Annotated in this window: 10 protein-coding genes and 1 pseudogene; 5 read left to right on the forward strand and 6 right to left on the reverse strand. The window is 75.1% G+C overall.

The window, feature by feature from the left end:
* Nucleotides 1-370, reverse strand: a pseudogene (locus MNZ27_RS21265) (DUF4912 domain-containing protein); the annotation flags it as partial.
* Between the two features lie 386 nt (nt 371-756).
* On the opposite strand from MNZ27_RS21265, the gene MNZ27_RS21270 reads away from it, so the two are divergent.
* From MNZ27_RS21270 to MNZ27_RS21285, 4 genes are read left to right on the forward strand one after another with little or no spacing between them, the layout of a single operon-like run.
* Entirely contained in the window at nt 757-2,199 is a 1,443-nt protein-coding gene (locus MNZ27_RS21270) for a BamA/TamA family outer membrane protein (RefSeq protein ID WP_242396092.1), read from the forward strand.
* Entirely contained in the window at nt 2,196-2,858 is a 663-nt protein-coding gene (locus tag MNZ27_RS21275) for a hypothetical protein (RefSeq protein ID WP_242396093.1), read from the forward strand. Before MNZ27_RS21270 ends, MNZ27_RS21275 begins: the two co-directional genes overlap by 4 nt.
* The gene (locus MNZ27_RS21280; RefSeq protein WP_242396094.1) at nt 2,855-4,405 is read left to right on the forward strand and encodes a sensor histidine kinase; all 1,551 of its coding nucleotides are present in this window, start codon (nt 2,855-2,857) and stop codon (nt 4,403-4,405) included. The genes MNZ27_RS21275 and MNZ27_RS21280 overlap by 4 nt, the downstream gene beginning before the upstream one ends.
* A gap of 58 nt (nt 4,406-4,463) precedes the next feature.
* A complete protein-coding gene (locus MNZ27_RS21285) occupies nt 4,464-5,228 on the forward strand; it encodes an SDR family NAD(P)-dependent oxidoreductase (RefSeq protein WP_242396095.1) in 765 nt (254 codons plus the stop codon).
* Between the two features lie 30 nt (nt 5,229-5,258).
* On the opposite strand, the gene MNZ27_RS21290 is transcribed toward MNZ27_RS21285, so the two are convergent.
* Nucleotides 5,259-6,164: an RNA polymerase factor sigma-32 gene (locus MNZ27_RS21290; RefSeq protein WP_242396096.1), complete on the reverse strand. Its 906-nt coding sequence runs from the start codon at nt 6,162-6,164 to the stop codon at nt 5,259-5,261.
* Nucleotides 6,165-6,479: 315 nt separating this feature from the next.
* Here MNZ27_RS21290 and MNZ27_RS21295 point away from each other — a divergent pair, with 315 nt between their 5' ends.
* Nucleotides 6,480-7,334 carry a metal-dependent hydrolase gene (locus MNZ27_RS21295; RefSeq protein WP_242396097.1) on the forward strand — a complete coding sequence of 285 codons (855 nt, stop codon included), beginning with the start codon at nt 6,480-6,482 and terminating at the stop codon, nt 7,332-7,334.
* Nucleotides 7,335-7,678: 344 nt separating this feature from the next.
* Here MNZ27_RS21295 and MNZ27_RS21300 read toward each other — a convergent pair whose 3' ends face one another.
* The 4 genes from MNZ27_RS21300 to MNZ27_RS21315 form a co-directional block, all read right to left on the reverse strand.
* A complete protein-coding gene (locus MNZ27_RS21300) occupies nt 7,679-9,400 on the reverse strand; it encodes a cellulase family glycosylhydrolase (protein ID WP_242396098.1) in 1,722 nt (573 codons plus the stop codon).
* Nucleotides 9,400-11,166, reverse strand: coding sequence for an ABC transporter ATP-binding protein (locus tag MNZ27_RS21305; RefSeq protein ID WP_242396099.1), 1,767 nt, complete (start codon nt 11,164-11,166; stop codon nt 9,400-9,402). The genes MNZ27_RS21300 and MNZ27_RS21305 overlap by 1 nt, the downstream gene beginning before the upstream one ends.
* Nucleotides 11,167-11,484: 318 nt before the next feature.
* Complete coding sequence (locus MNZ27_RS21310) at nt 11,485-12,558, reverse strand: AI-2E family transporter (protein ID WP_242396100.1); 1,074 nt, start codon at nt 12,556-12,558, stop codon at nt 11,485-11,487.
* 5 nt (nt 12,559-12,563) lie between these two features.
* Nucleotides 12,564-13,664 carry a CgeB family protein gene (locus MNZ27_RS21315; RefSeq protein WP_242396101.1) on the reverse strand — a complete coding sequence of 367 codons (1,101 nt, stop codon included), beginning with the start codon at nt 13,662-13,664 and terminating at the stop codon, nt 12,564-12,566.
* Nucleotides 13,665-13,783: the final 119 nt, after the last annotated feature.

The following is a 13,783-nucleotide window of genomic DNA, read 5'->3' on the forward strand; positions in this document are numbered from 1 at the left end:
TGCGCCGCCTGGGCGCCTTCTCCTTCTCGAGCGCCCTCCCCGGCTTCGCCCGGGGCTCCGCGCCGGGCTCCGCGACGCCCTTGGCCCGTGCGGTCCGGCCCGGCGCCGCGTGGCCCGCGTGGCCCGCGCGCCCGGCCGCCTGCTCCGCCGCGGCCTTCGCCGCGCGCACCGCCTTCCCGGTCGCCTCCGAGACGCGGTTCGCCGCGGCCCGCAGCCGCGAGACCGGGGCCTTCCCGGGCGGCCGCGCGCCGGCCTCCTCGAGCGCGCTCACCAGCTCGCGCTTGGTCTTGAGCCGGGTGTGCCCCCGGCCGATCACCTTCCGCGCGAGCTCGCGCAGGCTCTGGACCGTCATCTTCTTGAAGTCGGCCATGGCTCGGTACCCAGCAGGATCGAGGTTCCGCGGGGAGCGTCAAGGAGTATGACGGGGCGCCCGAGCCGCGGCCCGTCGCCCTCCGCGCCCGCCCTCCGCGCCCGCCGCCCGGGCCTCCGCGAGCGCGAGCCTCGGCGAGCGAGCTCGCCGCGAGAGTCCCCGCGGGTGAATGGTCGTCCACGCCGCACCGTCCTCCATCCAGGGTAGACTGAGAGCCTGTGAAGGAACCCCCTCCCGTCGCCGCGGCGAACGATACGCGTCGCATCGCTTCGTTGCTCCTCCCTCACATAGCCTACGGCTATGCTCGGTCGTCGCGCCTCGCGCTGCTCGCGTCTCGCTCGCCTGGCTCGGTCCGGGGATTCCCTCACAGGTTCTGAGCCCCTGCGATGCCCTCGATCTCCCCCGCGCTCCTCGCGCTCGCGCTCCTCGTGGAGGCTCCCCCCGCGGCGCCCGCCCCCGGATCGCCGGCCGCGGCCACCCCGCCGCGCGCGGCGCCGGAGGCCGCGCCGGGCGAGGGCGTGGAGGCCACCCCGGAGGACCTCCTCGCGGTCCGCCGCTACACCGTCGAGCGGGTCGAGTTCCGCGGGCTCCGGCACGCGCGGGCCGACGAAGTGGCGCGGCACGTGCTCGTCGCCCCCGGGGACCTGCTCGATCAGGAGCGCGTCCTGCTCTCGAGGCTGCGCCTGCTGCAGCTCGGCTGGTTCTCGCGCGTCGAGACGCGGGTCCAGCGCGGCTCCGAGCGCGGGCTCGTCGTGCTCGTCTTCGAGGTCGTGGAGCGGAACACGCTCGTCGTCAGCGACCTGGTGTTCGGCTCGACCGAGGCCCAGCCGTTCTACGGCGGGCTCGGCCTGTCGCAGCAGAACTTCCTGGGGCGGGGCCTCGGGCTCTCGGGCGCCTTCGTGTACGGCGGCGCGCCGCACGGGCGGCCCGACGACCCGGCCCGCTTCGCGGTGCGCGGCGGGTTCTTCGCGCCGGACCTCGTCGCGGGGCGTCTCCCTCCCCTCGTGTTCGGGGTCTCCGGCGTCTTCCTCCGGGGCGAGGAGCTCGCCTGCGGCGACGCCGAGTGCGAGGCCTTCTCGAGCGATCTGGCCCGCGCGCCGCGCGTCCGGTACCAGCGGACGGGCGGCGAGGTGACCCTCGGCTTCCGGCCGGGCCCCTTCGAGCGGCTCTCCGGGACCTTCCACTTCGAGCGCGTCCACGCCACGGGGGTGGACCTCACCCTCGGGGTGGAGGGCGCCACCCCGGCGGTGCTGCCGGGGTGGTCGAACGACGCCTCCCTCACGGGCACCTACGAGATCGACACGCGCGAGGACTTCTTCTTCCCCACGGAGGGCTTCCGCGGCGTCGCCCAGGTGACCCTCGGCTCGCGGCTCCTCGGCGGCGGCTACGAGTACAGCCGCTACCTCCTCCAGCTCGAGACCGGCTACGTGCTCCTGGGCAAGCGGCTGCGGCTCCAGTCGGCGGTCGGCGCGGTCCAGGGCGGGGCGCCCTTCTTCGACCGGTTCTACGCCGCCGACTTCTCCTACTTCGCGGTGGGGCCCGCCCTCGGCCGCGCCCTCGAGCTCAACTTCTCCACCGACTCGCGGTACGACGCGTTCCTCGCCATGGGCGGCGCCGAGTACGGCGTGCCGCTCTGGTCGCGCGGCGCGTTCTTCCAGCGCGGGTACCTCGCCTTCGGCGTGCGCGGGGTGTGGTCGTCCGCCACGCTCGGCGGCGGGCGGACGAAGTACTCGCGCACGCCCGTCTCCGCCGATCTCGCCCTCCGCCTCGACACGCCGGTCGGCACCTTCAACGCGTCGCTCGCGTACGCGCTGGACAACGTCCTGTGACCGCGCGCGTCGCCCTCGCCGTCGCCCTCGCCGTCGGAGCGATCGCGCCCCGGCCCGTGCGCGCCGCCGCGCCCGAGCCCCTCCCCGCCCGGCTCGCCGGCCGCGGCGGCGAGCTCTTCGCGTCCGTCGATCTCTCGGCGGTCTTCGCCCCGTCCCTCGAGCGGCAGCTCGGCAACGGCCTCACCAACGTCGTCGCCGTGTGGGTGGCCATCGTGCCGGAGGGGGGCGGCGAGGCGGTCGCGCTCTACGGGCGAGTCGTCGAGATCCTGTTCGACGTCTGGGAGGAGACCTACACGGTCGTGGTGAAGGACGCGCGCGCGCCGGGCGGCGCCCGCACGGTGCTGCGAGACTTCGCGGCGCTCCGTCGCTTCCTCTCCGACGAGCGCGATCTCGACATGGGGCTCGTCTCGGAGCTGCCGTCGGGGCGCTTCGTCGTCGAGGCGCGCGTCGAGGTGAACCCGGTCTCGAAGGAGCAGCTCCAGCGCACCCGCGAGTACATCGCGAACCCGCCGGCCACCGGGCGGCCGGGCGGCAGCGGCGGCTCCCGCAGCTTCCTCGGCGCGGTGGCGAGCTTCCTGCTGCGCGAGCCCGACCCCGGGACCGGGGTCCACCGCCTGCGCTCGCGGCCGTTCGCGCGCGCGGAGGTCGCGGCGCGATGAGCGCCCGCCTCGCCGGGGCGGCCCGCCGCGCCGCAGGCGCCCTCCGCTTCTCGCGGTTCGAGCTCAAGATCGCCCTCGCGCTGGTGATCGCCGCGACGCTGCCGCTCCTCGGCGCGCTCCTCCTCGCCGGGCGCGTCGCCGAGGAGAACCTCTCGCTCGGCCTCGACCCGCGCGTGGTCCAGCGGCTCGAGGGCATCCCGTCGCTCTACGGCGACCTCTTCCAGGCGCGCAAGCAGCTCTACGCCGAGCAGGCGCGCGCGCTCGCGCGCGGGCTCCCGCGGAATCGCTCCGCGGCGAACGCCTACCTCGCCAGCTCGCTCGAGCGGACGCCCCGCCTCCGGCGCGTCACCTGGTTCGGCCGCGACGGCCGGATCATCGCGGAGGCCGAGACCGAGACCCCCAACCCCGAGGGCGAGTGGCGCGAGGCGCCGGCGCGGGTGGCGCTGCCCCGCGGCGGGCGGCTCGAGTGCGTCTTCGCCATCGAGGCGCGGTTCTTCGCCGAGGTGAACGAGGCGCGGGAGCTCGCCGAGCTGGTCCAGGGCGTGGACGTGCTCCGCTCCGAGATCCGCCGGAGCTACGTCCGCGCGTTCGGGGTGCTCCTCGTGGCGTGGGCGGCCGGGGCCGCCGCGGTGGGGATCTGGCTGGCACGCCGGACGACCCGCCGGCTCTCCGCCCTGCTCCTCGCGGTGCGCCGGCTCGCCGCCGGCGATCTCAACGTCCAGGTGGACCCGGGGCGCGGCACCGACGAGGTCGCGGGGCTCGCCCGCGCGTTCAACGCGATGGTGCGAGAGGTCCGGGAGAGCCGCGACCGGATCGTCTACCTGGAGAAGATCTCCGGCTGGCAGGAGGTGGCGCGGCGGCTCGCCCACGAGATCAAGAACCCCCTCACGCCGATGAAGCTGGCGTTCCAGCAGCTCGAGGCCCGCTGGAAGACGTCGCCGGCGCGCGCGAGCGACGCCGGGTTCGAGCAGCTCCTCGGCGACGCCGGCGAGATCGTGCGCGAGGAGATCGGGACCCTGCAGCGGCTCGTGGACGAGTTCTCCGGGTTCGCCAAGCTCCCCGAGGTCCGGCCCGAGCCGGCCGACCTCGGCGAGTTCGCCGACGAGTTCCTCAGGACGAGCCCGCAGATCCGCGAGGCCGCGGACGTGGAGCTGGTGCGGGCGAGCGGGGCCTGCCCCGTCGCCCTCGACAAGGCGCTCATGCGGCGCGTCCTCGCGAACCTCGCCTCGAACGCCGTCGAGGCGGCCCGGCCGGGGCGCGCGTCCGTCCACCTCGGCGTCTCCCGCACGCGGGATCGCGCCGTGCTCACCGTCTCCGACGAGGGCCCCGGCGTCGACCGCGCCCTCCGGGCGCGCATCTTCGATCCGTACTTCACGACCAAGGGCTCGGGCACCGGGCTCGGGCTCGCCATCGTGAAGAAGATCGTCCTGCAGCACGGCGGCGAGATCGAGGCGGGGGAGCGTCCGGGGGGCGGCGCGTCGTTCACGATCGCGCTGCCGCTGCGGGCCACCGGACCGGACGCGCCCGGCGCGCCGGCGCCCCGGTAGCTACCGCTAGCTACCGCCAGGTTGCGCCCGCGTCGGACCGCCGGTTTATATGGTGGCCATGTCCCGCGATCCCGAGAGCCGCACCGTCCTCGTCACGGGCGCCACCGCCGGCATCGGCGCGGCGTGCGCCGACGCCTTCCTCGCCGCCGGCGCGCGCGTGGTCGCCACCGGCCGCCGCGCCGACCGCCTCGCCGAGCTCGCCGCCCGCCACCCGGGCCGCGTCCACCCGCTCGCCCTCGACGTCCGCGACCGCGCGGCGACCGAGCGGAGCCTGTCCACGCTGCCGGCCGGCTTCGCCGACGTGGACGTGCTCGTGAACTCCGCCGGGCTCGCCCTGGGGCTCGAGCCGGCGCAGCGCGCGTCGGTCGACGACTGGGACCAGATGATCGAGACCAACTGCGCCGGCCTGGTCACCGTCACCCGCGCGATCCTGCCGGGCATGATCGCGCGCGGGCGGGGGCACGTCGTGAACCTCGGCTCGGTCGCCGCCGGGTACCCCTACCCGGGAGGCAACGTCTACGGCGCCACCAAGGCCTTCGTGCGCCAGTTCACCCTCAACCTCAGGGCGGACCTGCTCGGCACGCCGGTGCGCGCCACCGTGATCGAGCCGGGCATGACCGAGACCGAGTTCTCGCTGGTCCGCTTCGGCGGCGACGCCGGGCGCGCGGGGCAGGTCTACCAGGGCATGCAGCCGCTCACCGCGGCGGACATCGCCGAGGCGATCGTCTGGTGCACCGGGCTCCCGGCGCACGTGAACGTGAACGTGATCGAGCTCATGCCCGTCGCGCAGGCGTTCTCGCCCTTCGCGGTGAAGCGCGAGTAGCCCCAGGGGGCGGCGGCTCGCGCGCCGCGCTCAGCGCTCCTCGCCGGGCTCGAGCGCGCCCGCCACCGGCCACCCGACCTCGTTCGCGGTGGGCTCGAGATCGCGCCGCAGCTTCTCGAGCGCCCGGATCTCGAGCTGGCGCGCGCGCTCGCGAGAGAAGCCGAAGTGGTGGCCGAGATCGCGGAGGGTCTCCTTGCCCTCGCCCATGATCCGCGCCTCGACGATGTGCCGCTCCCGCGGGTCGAGGCGGTTCATCGCCTCGTTGATCCGGCGCGCGAGCAGGGCGTCCTCCTGGGCGCGGGCGAGCTCCTCGTCCTGCGGCTCGCCCTCGGACGGGGTGAACTCGAGGTGCGTGCTCGTCCCGTCCGCGACCGGCGCGTCGAGCGAGAGGTCGCGCCCCTCCATGCGCTGGGTCATCTCGACCACGTCGCTCGGGCGGACGCGGAGCTTCTTCGCCACCAGCGCCACGTCGATCCCCTCCTCCTGGAGGCCGGCGCCCGGGGTGAGCCGCTCGATCTCGTGGCGCGTCCGGGCCAGGGAGAAGAAGAGCTTCCGCTGCGCCTGCGTCGTCCCGATCTTCACGAGCGACCAGGACTTCAGGATGTGGTTCTGGATGTAGGCGCGGATCCACCAGACCGCGTAGGAGATGAGCCGGATCTCCTTGTCCGGGTCGAACTTCTGCACCGCCTTCATGAGGCCGATGTTCCCCTCCTGGATGAGGTCCGCCATGCGGAGGCCGTACGAGCGGTACTCGAAGGCGACCTTCACCACGAACCGGAGGTTCGCCTCCACCAGGCGATGGCCCGCGCGCTTGTCCCCCTCGTCGCGGAACTGCCGGGCGAGCCGGCGCTCCTCGTCCACGGTGAGGAGCGAGACCTTGTTGATCTCGCGGAGGTACTGATCGAGGGTGCTGCTCGGGCTGCTCGTGCGATTCATCTCTCCTCCAGGAGAAGCGAGGGGACGTCGATCTGACCCTCCCGGTCAGCAATGACCGTGCCCGACGGGCGCGCGCCCGGATCCGGGCGTTTCGCGCGGTGAGCCGCGTGCACACCGCGCCGGCCTGTAAGATCGCCCGGGAGGATCCGGCAATCGCGACAGGAGCGCTGGCCCGGGCGCGCGGGTTCCGGGGGGCCAGGCAGACCTCCGGAGCGCGTGACGCCACGTGGCTATCGTAGTACCGGTGCGTCGCGCACGCCGAGCCGCCGAGCCGGCGGCCGGCCGCCCCCCTTCGCGACAAGGAGAAACACCCCCATGCGATCGCACGCTCGTCCCCTTTTCGCCCTCTTCGCGTCGCTCGTCGCGGTCCCCTTGCTCGCCGCCGCGCAGGCCGGCTCCCCCGCCGAGGCGGAGGCCCCGCGCCGGCCGGGCCCCGCCGCGCCGGCGAGGGGCCGGACCGAGCTCACCTGGTACGGCCACTCGGCGTTCGTGCTGAAGACGCCGGGCGGGACGGTGATCGCCATCGACCCGTGGTTCTCGAACCCGAAGGCGCCCGCGCCCGGCGTCGCGGAGAAGCTCGGGAAGGTGGACTACGTCCTCGTCACCCACGGTCACTTCGACCACGTGGGCGACGCGGTCGCGATCGGGAAGCGCACCGGCGCGAAGCTCGTCACGACCGGCGAGCTCGCGCAGGCCCTGGTCGAGGCCGGCTACCCCAAGGACGCGGCCGGCGTCGAGACGGTGGGGAACGTCGGCGGGACGTTCCACGCGGGCGACGCGACGGTGATCATGGTCCCGGCGATCCACTCGTCGACCTTCACCGACGACAAGGGCCAGCACCCCGCCGGCGCCCCGGTCGGCTTCGTCATCCAGGTGAAGGGGGGCCCGACGATCTACCACACGGGCGACACCGACGTGACGCTGGACATGAAGCTCGTCCCCGAGCGCTACGGCCGCGTGGACGTGATGCTCGCCTGCATCGGCGGCCACTTCACCATGGACCCGAAGGGCGCCGCGCTCGCCGCGAGCTACGTGAAGCCGAGGACGATCGTGCCCATGCACTTCGGCACGTTCCCCGCGCTCACCGGCACGCCGCGGGAGCTCGAGGCGGCGCTGAAGGGCGCCGTGAAGGTGCACGTGATGGAGCCGGGGAAGACCGAGGGCCTCTAGCGGGGGCTGCGCCCGCTGGGGGGCCGCAAGTACGAGCGTGCCTGCACGGCAGCGTGCGCTGGCTCGTGAAGAAGGTGGAGGCCGGGGCGCCATCCGCGAGCGGGGACCGGAGTGACGAGATCGCGCAGACGTTTCCCCCGCACTGCGGCGCCTCGGTCTCTCCATCTTCCTGAGCCCAGACCGCTCGTCATTCAGGGCCGTTCGCCTGCAAGGTCCCCTCGACGGGCCTGCTCTCCGCCCGAGACGTGTTGAATCCTAGGCTGCGCCCGCGCCTCGTCGGCCCTGATCTCGTCGAAGGTCGCCGGGGCCGCTCCCCGCTGACCGTCTCGAATCATGATCGGCCGTTAGCCCCGCTCCCGCTCCACCGTCGCCGCGAGGTGGCGCACGAACCCGGGCACGCGCAGCACCACCGGCCCGGCGTCCGCCGTCACCTCCGCGCTGCCCGCCGGCGCTCCCGTCACGTCGTCCATCCAGCGCACGCGCCAGCGCCCGGGCGCGAGGTCGGCGAGGGTCACCGTGGCGCCCTGTACGCGGCCGCCGTATCCGGCGGCGGGCGCGTGCAGCCACAGCGCCACGAGCCCCGGGCGCGCGAGCGCCAGCGCCCGCATCCCCGGGACGGACGCCACGGGATCCGGCAGCGCCGGCGCCAGCGCGCCGCCGCGCTCCGCGCGCGCGAGGAAGCCGGCGAGGACGCGGAGGTGCGCCGCCCGGGCCGGCGTCATCGGCTCGTCCGAGTCCTCGTTGAACGGGGGCGCGGAGTGCGCGAGCACGCCGGCCCCGGCGAACGTCGCCGCCCAGATCCCGACGTGGGTGTGGTCATAGGCCGGCTTCGCCTCGCCGCCCCAACCGAACTCGCCCACGAGCACGGGCTTGCCGTACCGGCGCGTGTCGCGGATGGTCGCCACGAGCTCGCGGGCCAACGCGTGCACCTCGTACACGTCGGGACCGTAGCGGTGCCACTGCACCACGTCGCAGGCCGGGCTCGCCCACCAGGCGCGCTCGTCGGTCACGACGTTCCAGTGGAGCCCGACCGGGCCGGCGGTCACGAGGTGACCGTACGGATCCTCCGCCTTCCAGGCGTGCGCGAGCTCCTCGGCCCAGGGGATCCAGCGCCGCTCGTCGATGGCGCCGTCCCACTCCGGCTCGTTCAGCAGATCCACCGCGAGCAAGGCGGGCGACGCCCCCCACCGCGCGAGCACGTAGCGGAGCCGCCGGAGGGCCGCGGCCCGCGCCGCGGCGTCGGTGAAGAAGTCCTGCGGCGTGCGCGCCGGGCCGCCCCGGGCCGCCGCGTACGGGTTCTGCTCCCAGCCCTTCCACGCGTCCCCCGGCGTGAACCCGACCGCGAAGATCGAGAGCACCACCTCGACGCCGTGGCGCTCGGCCGCCTCGAGGATCTCGTCGTAGCGACGCGCGGCGACCGGGTCGAACCGGCCGAGCGCCGGCTCGAGGCACCCCGGCTGCGGCCGTGCGCCGGCGGCGCCGCACGCGGAGAACACGAAGACGCGCAGGGTGTTCATCCCCGCGGCCGCCATCCGCGCGACGTACGCCTCCGGCGCGAGCCCGTCGGACCAGGTCGGGTCGTAGACGTTGAAGCGGTTCTCCCCGAGCGGATGGAAGGGCCGTCCGTCCTCGAGCGCGAGGGCGCCGCCCCGCGCCACCACCTGCCCGGGCGCGCCGCGGTCCTCCGCGACGAGGCGGCCCGACGCCACCTCCCGCCAGCCGCCGCCCGCGTCCACGCTCGCGATCCACCGGTGCACGCCGGGCTCGCGCGGCCGGATCCGGACCGCGAGGGAGCCGGCGTCGTCCAGGGCGAAGCCGGGCACGCGCGTGCGGCGCCCGGACGGCGCGACCACCTCGGCGCGGAGCGCCACGTCGGCGGCGCGGCGCCCCGCCGGCGCGGCGACGCGGAGCTCGAAGACGCGGTTCACCTCGGCGCGGGCCGAGGCGACCCGCCGCGCGTCCAGGGCCGGAGCGGGCGCCGGCGGCGGGGGCCTGCACGCCGCGCCCGGGAGGGCGACGGCGAGCGCCGCCGCGAGCGCGGCCAGCCGGGAGCGGAGCGGCGTCATCACGCGGCCAGCGGGAGGAGGCCGCGGGTCTGCTTCTCGACCAGGCTCGCGTAGTAGCCGCCGCGGGCCACGAGGTCCCGGTGCCGCCCCTGCTCGACGATGCGACCGGCCTTGAGCACGACGATCCGGTCCGCGTCCACGACCGTCGAGAGGCGGTGCGCGATCACGAGGGTCGTCCGCCGGCGCGAGACGCGGGCGAGGGCCTCCTGGACGAGCGCCTCCGACTCCGCGTCCAGCGCGGAGGTCGGCTCGTCGAGGATCAGGATCGCCGGGCTCTTGAGGAGGGTGCGGGCGATGGAGATGCGCTGGCGCTCGCCGACGGAGAGCCGGTTGCCCCGCTCGCCCACCACCGTGTCGTAGCCGTCCGGGAGCCGCTGGATGAAGTCGTGGGCGTTGGCGGCGCGCGCGGCCGCCTCGATGTCCCCGCGCGTCGCGTTCGGCCGCCCGTACGCGATGTTGGCGAGCACGGACTCGTTGAAGAGCAGCGAGTCCTGGAACACCACCCCGATCTGCCGGCGCAGCGCGATCTGCTTGAGCTTGCGGACGTCGATCCCGTCGACCCGGACGACGCCCTCGGTGGGGTCGTAGAACCGCTGCACGAGCGCGACGAGCGTCGACTTCCCCGAGCCGGACGGGCCGACGATCGCGACGCGCTCGCCCTCCCGGACGTGGAGGTCGATGCCGTCCAGGAGGGTCGGGCCGCCCGGGTACGCGAAGCGGATCCCGTCCCAGCGGATGTCGCCGCGGAGCCCGATCACCTCCCGGGCGTCCGGCGCGTCGCCGAGCGAGTCCTGCGCGTCGAGGATCGCGTAGACCTCCTCGGCCGATACCCGCGCGGTGCGGAGGGTCTTGTAGACGCCCGCGAGGCCGAGCACCGGCCCGAACAGGCCGCCCACGTAGCCGAGGAACGCGACCAGCGTGCCGGCCGTCATCTGCCCGCGGAGCACCAGCGCGCCGCCGAGCGCCAGCGACGCGACGCGGGCGCCGATCTGGATGAGGTTCTGCGCCGCGCCGACGCCGGAGTCCACGCCGACGCCGCGGATGACCACCTCGTTCGCCGAGTTCACCTCGTCGAGGAAGCGCTTCTTCTCGGCGTCCTCCATCGCGAAGCTCTTCACCGTGACGATGCCGGCGAGGACCTCGTTGAAGCGCGAATAGATGTGGACCCAGCGCTCGAGCAGCCCGCGCTCGCGGCGGGTCTGCATCGGCGCGGCGAGGCGCGCGATGAGCGCGGGGAGCGGCGCGAACGCGAGCACCAGGATCGCGAGGCGCCACTCGAGCCGGAGCATCACCGCGACGGAGAGGACCAGGTACGCCGCGGCGGGCAGGGCGTTGAAGGCGATGTCCGAGAGGGCGCCCACCAGCCCCTGGATCGAGCGGTCGAGGCGCGTCATCAACGCGCCGACCCCCTCCGCGCGGTGGAACGAGAGCGGCAGCCGGTGGAGGCGGCCGATGGTGGCCTCCGTCAGCGAGAACTGGATGCCGATCCGGGTGCGCCAGGTGAGCCAGTTCGAGGCGGCGGCGAGCGCCTCGCGGGCGAGGCCGAGGGCGATCAGGGCGAGGACGCCTACCACGAGCCGGCGCGGCCCGGCGCCGGTGCCCAGGCCGTCGAAGACGTGCTTCAGGGCGAGCGGCTCGCCCGCGTTCACCGCGGCGAGCGACAGCGCGACGAGGAGGATGCCGGCGATCGAGCCGTGAAACGGGACGAGGAACTCCGTGGCGCGGCGGAGGCCCGCGGGCCGGACGGGGGGTTGGCGGGGACTCATCGCGCCACCCGCTTGCACGACGACCGAGCAGCGCAGGCAGCTCGAAGCTCCGTTCGCCCTGAGCGTAGGCGCGCGCTGCGCGCCGGAGTCGAAGGGCGAGCAGCGCAGGGAGGAGTCTGCCCCGCGCAGGCAGGCAGCGTGCGCCGCAGCAGCTCGACGCGAGTGGGTGTCGCCATCATCGTCCCTGAACCAGCTTTCGGCGGGCGCGCATTCCACCGGCCTCACCGTCTCCGGCCGCCTGCCCGCCGGGCCGCCCCCCTCACGCACGAGCCGAGGGCCCGCGGCCGAAGGAGGCCCGGAGGCACGCCCGGCCGGCGCTCACTCGGCCAGGAAGTCCGCCACCGTCCGGAAGCGGGGCAGGTACTTGCAGACGATCCGCGCCGTCGACAGGAGCGGCACGGCCAGGAAGAGCCCGAGCGGCCCCCAGAGCCAGAACCAGAAGAGCGACCCGAGGAAGACCGCGAGCGCGCTCAGCCGGAGCTGCTTCCCGAGGAAGACGGGATCCACCACGTTGCCCTGGAGCGACACCAGCGCGAGGTAGATCGCCGCGACGAGCAGCACGTCGCGGAGCCGGCCGTACTGGAGCAGCGCCATCGCCGTCGGGAGGACGAGGCCGACGGCGGGTCCGACGTACGGGATGAAGTGCAGGAGCGCGGTGGTGATCCCCCAGATCGCGGCGTGCTGGAGGCCGTAGAGGCCGTAGACGACCCAGAACACCACCCCGAGCACCGCGTTCAGGACGAGGCGGTTCAGCATGTACTGCTCGACGTCGCGGTGCAGCTCGGCCAGGGCGGCGCGGGCGCGCGCGCGGCCGAGCGGCGTCCGCCCCGCGTGCGCGAGGAACTTCTCCCGGAAGCGGGGCCCCTCGGCGAGCGAGAAGTAGAGCACGAACACCGCGATCGTCGCCGCGGCGACCACCGCGAGCGCGCCCTGGGCGGTCCCGAGGAGCAGCGCCGTCCACGGCACGCCCTCCTGCACCCGCACCTGCCCTGGCTGACGGGGCTGCTGCACGATCTGCTCGCCTCGGGCCTGGAGGTGGCCGAGGTGGCTGCGCAGCGTCGCGCCGAGCTCGCGGAGCCGGCCCTCGTAGCCGGGCAGCTCCGCGGCGAACGCGGAGACCCGATCGTAGAGCAGGTAGCCGATCCCGCCCAGCACCGCGGTCGCGAGGAGCGTCCCGATCACGGCGGCGAGGGGGCGGGGGAACCGCCGCCGCTCGAGCGCCGCGACCACCGGGTGGACGGTGAGCGCGAGCACGATGCCGAGGACGGAGGGCACGAGGATCTCGCGCGCCACCCAGAGGAACGCCACCGCCGCGGCGATCGCGAGCAGCACGAGCGCCCGGCCCGGGCCGGGCCACTCGCGTACCGCGCTCGAGGTCCTCCCCGGGCGCACGGCGCCTACCCCCCGGCGCCGAGCTCGGCCGCCACGGCGAGCAGCTCGTCCACGCGGTGGGCGCACGTGTGGCGCGCGCGGACGATCTCGAGGCCGCTCGCCGCGAGCGCGCGGGCGAGGCCGGGCTCGGAGAGGATCGCGCGGAGGTGTCGCCGCATCTCGGCCCCGTCGCGCGCGACGAGGTAGTCGCGCCCCGGGCGGAAGAGCCCCTCGACGTCGTCCCACGGGGCGCAGACGAGGGGGACGCCGCAGGCGAGCGCCTCGAACGGGCGGATGGTCGGGATGCCCGGGAGCGCCTCCGCGTAGGGGCGGCGAGGCACGTGGACCGTGACGCGGTGGCGGGCGAGCACCCCGGGCGCGCGGTGGTTCGCGAGCCACCCGCGGTACGCGACGCCCGCCGCGGCGAGCGCGCGCCGCCCCGCGTCGGGGTAGCGGACGCCGTACACCGACGCGGAGAGCCCGAGCGCGCGCACCGGCTCGAGGAGGAACTCCCGCAGCTCCGCCGTCCGCTCGTCGTCGCCCCAGTTTCCCACGAAGACGAGGTCGCCCTCCCGCTCCGCCTCCGGCGGCGCCGGGCGGAAGCGCCGGACGTCGGCGGCCTCGTGCCAGACCCAGGCGCGGGGCCCCCACCCGCGCGCGCGGTAGACCTCGGCGAGGACCCGCCCGAACGCGAGCACGCCGTCGTAGCGCGAGAGATCGTTCCGGGCGAGCTCCTCCGGGCGCGTGATCGCCCGGTGGTGCGTGTCGTGGAACAGCAGCCGCAGGCCGGGCCGCCGGGCGCGCTCCTGGCCGAGCCGCGCGACGAGGGCGGGATCGCTCCACTCGTGCACGAGCGCGAGCGCGACGCCGTCGAGCGCCTCGCCCAGATCGAGCGCGGCGAGGTCGTAGGTCCGGACGGGGATCTCGGGGTACGCCTCCCGCCAGGCGTCGAGGGCCGCGGCGCCCTGCTCCCGCGCGAGGTTCTGCGCGCTCCAGGCGTCGCGCGGCTCGAAGGCGGTCACCGCGTGGCCGCGGTGGACGAGCTCCGACGCGACGCCGCGCAGGAAGTGGGCGTTCCCGTGGTTCCAGTCGGAGCGGAGCGAGTGGACGAACAGGGCGATCTTCATGTCGATGGAGATGGAGATGGCGCCGGCCGCGCGCGCGCGCCCGCGAGGAGGCGGCGGTAGACCGCGAGGGTCGCGCCGGCGAGGCGGCCCGGCCCGAACGCGAGGGCCCGGGCGCGCGC

The sequence above is a fragment of the Anaeromyxobacter oryzisoli genome (assembly GCF_022690765.1).
Classification (GTDB): domain Bacteria; phylum Myxococcota; class Myxococcia; order Myxococcales; family Anaeromyxobacteraceae; genus Anaeromyxobacter; species Anaeromyxobacter oryzisoli.

Coding starts and splice junctions, on each gene's coding strand:
- MNZ27_RS21315 (WP_242396101.1), bottom strand. CDS start 13,664: ATGAAGATCGCCCTGTTCGTCCACTCGCTCCGCTCCGACTGGAACCAC.
- MNZ27_RS21300 (WP_242396098.1), bottom strand. CDS start 9,400: ATGACGCCGCTCCGCTCCCGGCTGGCCGCGCTCGCGGCGGCGCTCGCC.
- MNZ27_RS21290 (WP_242396096.1), bottom strand. CDS start 6,164: ATGAATCGCACGAGCAGCCCGAGCAGCACCCTCGATCAGTACCTCCGC.
- MNZ27_RS21270 (WP_242396092.1), top strand. CDS start 757: ATGCCCTCGATCTCCCCCGCGCTCCTCGCGCTCGCGCTCCTCGTGGAG.
- MNZ27_RS21285 (WP_242396095.1), top strand. CDS start 4,464: ATGTCCCGCGATCCCGAGAGCCGCACCGTCCTCGTCACGGGCGCCACC.
- MNZ27_RS21280 (WP_242396094.1), top strand. CDS start 2,855: ATGAGCGCCCGCCTCGCCGGGGCGGCCCGCCGCGCCGCAGGCGCCCTC.
- MNZ27_RS21305 (WP_242396099.1), bottom strand. CDS start 11,166: ATGAGTCCCCGCCAACCCCCCGTCCGGCCCGCGGGCCTCCGCCGCGCC.
- MNZ27_RS21295 (WP_242396097.1), top strand. CDS start 6,480: ATGCGATCGCACGCTCGTCCCCTTTTCGCCCTCTTCGCGTCGCTCGTC.